The following is a 3,570-nucleotide window of genomic DNA, read 5'->3' on the forward strand; positions in this document are numbered from 1 at the left end:
TGAACCACCTGAATCCATGCCGAACTCAGCAGTGAAACCGCGTCGCGCCGATGATAGTGTGGGGTCTCCCCATGTGAAAGTAGGTTATCGTCAAGTACCTAACAGAAAAACCCTCAAGCATCTGCTTGGGGGTTTTTTGCGTTTGCATGCTAATTAAAAAACCAAGTTGCAAGGACAATCCAACCAGATACTTTTACAAGACTTGATTAATCTTTTCACGGAAGCTAATAACACGACGTTGACGTTCTGTGCGTGTTCAAGCAAGGCTTTATTGGCACCAAGCAGTCATGTAGGATTCACCGATTTAGGGATTTAGGGATTTAGGGATTTAGGGATTTAGGGATTTAGGGATTTAGGGATTTAGGGATTTAGGGATTTAGGGAAGGTCTTGTACATCTTAAAAAAGTGCATAAAAAAAGCCGACTCCATATGGAATCGGCTTTCTTTGTTAATCAGTTAGTTGGTAGCGGGGGCCGGATTTGAACCGACGACCTTCGGGTTATGAGCCCGACGAGCTACCAGGCTGCTCCACCCCGCACCTGATCAACGTGAAACACATTATAAGGATTTTTTCTGTTGGGTCAAGGTTTTTATCAAAAAAAAATTATCTTTGCAAAAAAGTATTTACTAAGCCTTAGTTTGCCTTGTATTACGCAGACTTTGTCTAAGAATTACAAATCTAAAAGATGTCAACATAAAGTCATATTACCTAAAGCACAAGAAAGATGATACAGTATAGCTAATGTGACTCAAGAGTCAGAAAAGCAAAGGTGCGGGACATAAAAAATAAAGTTTCACCTTGATGTCACATTTTTTGATCAAAATGAGCGTCAAACCTCGTCTGTCAGGGCAGGTAAGATGTCAATAGGATATAAATTCAAAGGGATACATTGAAATAATAATAAAGCGGATCAAAAGCATTTGTATGCTTGCGTTCGCAGATACGAACTTACATAAATCTAAAAGCTAAACTTTGAGGGAGAAGTTTTATGGCCAAACGTATTGCGTGGGTAACCGGTGGAACGGGTGGAATCGGAACAGGAATTTGCCGCGCTTTGGCTGATCAAGGCTTACAAGTTGTTGCAGGATATAGCAATAAGGAGAAAGCTTTAGCATGGCAGGCAGAGCAAAAAGCAGCCGGTTATGATTTTGGCATTTCGCAAGCAAACGTTGGTGACTTTGCTTCTTGCCAAGCAAGCTATCAAGAGATTTGCGAAACTTATGGCCCTGTGAGTGTTTTGGTAAACAACGCAGGGATCACACGTGATGGTGTGATGAAAAAAATGAGTTTTGAGCAGTGGGATCAAGTTTTACGTACCAACTTAGATAGCGTTTTCAATGCAAGTAAAGCGTGTTTAGATGGCATGCTAGAAGCTAAGTTTGGTCGCATCATTAATATCTCTTCTATTAATGGTGAAAAAGGCCAGTTTGGACAAACCAACTATTCTGCTGCAAAAGCGGGTATGCATGGTTTTACTAAGGCCTTGGCACAAGAAGTGGCTTCCAAAGGAATTACCGTCAATACTATTTCACCAGGTTATATCGCCACCGATATGATTATGAAAATTGACGAGGAAATTCGTGAGAAGATCCGTAAAGGGATTCCTGTAGGTCGTTTTGGTACGCCTGAAGACATTGCCCGTACAGTTGTCTTTCTCGCTGCAGAAGAAGCAAGCTTTATCACAGGTGCTAACTTGTCTGTGAATGGTGGTCAATATATGCACTAATCATTCACTCAATGCCTGCTTGCTTGCCATGCCTGTAAGGTGTTGAGAATTGCGCTTACAGAATGCCCAAGTCAGATACTTGGGCATTTGTGTTTTTGTCGATCAGTCTTCTTTTAAGGTAAATTGACTGGCCGCTTTTTGCATAGCTTCAGCAGCATAAGGTGAAGCTGTTTGCCCATTTTGATTATCACCGAGCTTAATCATTAAGCGTAAATCATTCGGTGAGTCTGCGTGCGCGAGAGCATCACGTTCGCTGATTTCGCCGCCTTTGAAAAGATCAAACAAGGCTTGATCGAATGTTTGCATGCCAAGTTCACGCGATTTTTTCATCAGGGTTTTGATTTCATGCACTTCCCCTTTACGGATTAAATCGGCAACTAGGGGGGTGTTGAGCATGACTTCAATGGCAGCACGTCGGCCTTGACCGTCCTTGGTCGGAATCAGTTGCTGGGCAACAACAGATTTTAGATTAAGAGACAAATCCATCCACACTTGGTTATGACGTTCTGGTGGGAAAAAGTGGATAATGCGTTCCAAAGCTTGGTTGGCATTATTGGCATGTAAAGTGGCTAAACACAAATGCCCAGTTTCTGCAAAAGCAAGCGCATATTCCATGGTTTCACGTGTGCGTACTTCGCCGATCATAATGACATTCGGTGCTTGGCGTAGGGTGTTTTTAAGGGCGACTTCAAACGAGTCTGTATCTATGCCTACTTCCCGTTGTGTCACAATGCTTTTTTTGTGTTGATGAATAAATTCAATGGGATCTTCAATACAAATAATGTGGCCACGCGCATTTTCATTACGGTATTGAATCATGGCCGCCAAGGAGGTGGACTTCCCTGTACCGGTTGCGCCGACAAACATAATTAAGCCACGTTTGGTCATGGCAAGCTCATTGATAATCGGCGGTAAATTCAAGGTTTCTAACCGTGGAATATTAAATTCTATTTTTCGTAAAACCATCCCCACGTTATTGCGCTGATAAAAAGCACTGACACGAAAACGACCAATCCCTGGTGCGCTAATCGCAAAATTACATTCTTTCGTTTTACGGAATTCTTCGCGCTGCTCTTGGGTCATGACTCCTAAAACAACGTCGTGCGCCATTTTAGGGGTTAAAGCTTGCTCCATTAAACTCACTAATTGACCGTTAAGTTTCATAGATGGGGGCATCCCCGTGGTAATAAAAAGGTCAGAACCCCCTTTATCGACCATGGTTTTTAACATGTGCGCAAATTTCATCAATTTTGCGCGGGAAACCCCGTCCTGTTAGGGCGGGGAGGGATAGCGCGGCGGCGTCAGCCGCCCCTGTTCCCGCTCCTCCGTTTTAAGTGGGTTGCTATCTTAACAAAAGTCACGCTAAAATGTGACGCATGACAAAACGCGCCTATAAATATCGATTTTACCCGACGCCCGAACAAACTGAGCTGCTGGCCCAGACCTTCGGCTGTGTGCGTTTTATCTATAACGCGATACTGCGCTGGCGTACGGATGCCTTTTATCAGCGCCAGGAAAAGATCAGCTATGTCGCTGCCAACGCCCGACTGACCGAAATCAAAAAAGATCCTAAATTGGCGTTCCTGTCTGAGGTGTCGTGTGTCCCCTTGCAGCAATGCCTTCGCCACCAGCAAGCCGCCTTCAAAAACTTCTTTGAGGGCCGTGCCAAGTACCCGGTATTCAAGAGCAAGCGGCACCGCCAGTCGGCGGAGTTCACCCGCTCGGCCTTTAAATACCAGAACGGCAAGCTGTATCTGGCCAAGAGCAAAACCCCGCTGGACATTCGCTGGAGCCGTGAACTGCCCGGCGAACCCAGCACAGTGACCGTTTCCAAAGACTCGGC

At 44.6% G+C, this 3,570-nt stretch carries 3 protein-coding genes, 1 tRNA gene and 1 rRNA gene; 3 read left to right on the forward strand and 2 right to left on the reverse strand.

The features are described from left to right. A 5S ribosomal RNA gene (rrf, locus tag BMX05_RS12275) occupies positions 1-96 on the forward strand; the annotation flags it as partial. Positions 97-461: 365 nt separating this feature from the next. On the opposite strand, the gene BMX05_RS12280 is transcribed toward rrf, so the two are convergent. Beyond that, positions 462-538, reverse strand: a tRNA-Met gene (locus BMX05_RS12280). 451 nt (positions 539-989) lie between these two features. Here BMX05_RS12280 and phbB point away from each other — a divergent pair. Beyond that, positions 990-1,727 (forward strand): acetoacetyl-CoA reductase, encoded by a 738-nt coding sequence (gene phbB, locus BMX05_RS12285; RefSeq protein ID WP_093312610.1) that lies wholly within the window; start codon positions 990-992, stop codon positions 1,725-1,727. Positions 1,728-1,829: 102 nt separating this feature from the next. Here the strand turns inward: phbB and BMX05_RS12290 are convergent, their stop codons facing one another. Further along, complete coding sequence (locus BMX05_RS12290) at positions 1,830-2,972, reverse strand: PilT/PilU family type 4a pilus ATPase (RefSeq protein WP_093312614.1); 1,143 nt, start codon at positions 2,970-2,972, stop codon at positions 1,830-1,832. A gap of 131 nt (positions 2,973-3,103) precedes the next feature. Here BMX05_RS12290 and BMX05_RS12295 point away from each other — a divergent pair. Further along, on the forward strand, positions 3,104-3,570 hold a 467-nt coding region (locus BMX05_RS12295), incomplete at its 3' end, for an RNA-guided endonuclease InsQ/TnpB family protein (protein WP_143051981.1).

The sequence above is a fragment of the Allopseudospirillum japonicum genome (genome assembly GCF_900108915.1).
Lineage (GTDB): Bacteria > Pseudomonadota > Gammaproteobacteria > Pseudomonadales > Halomonadaceae > Pseudospirillum > Pseudospirillum japonicum.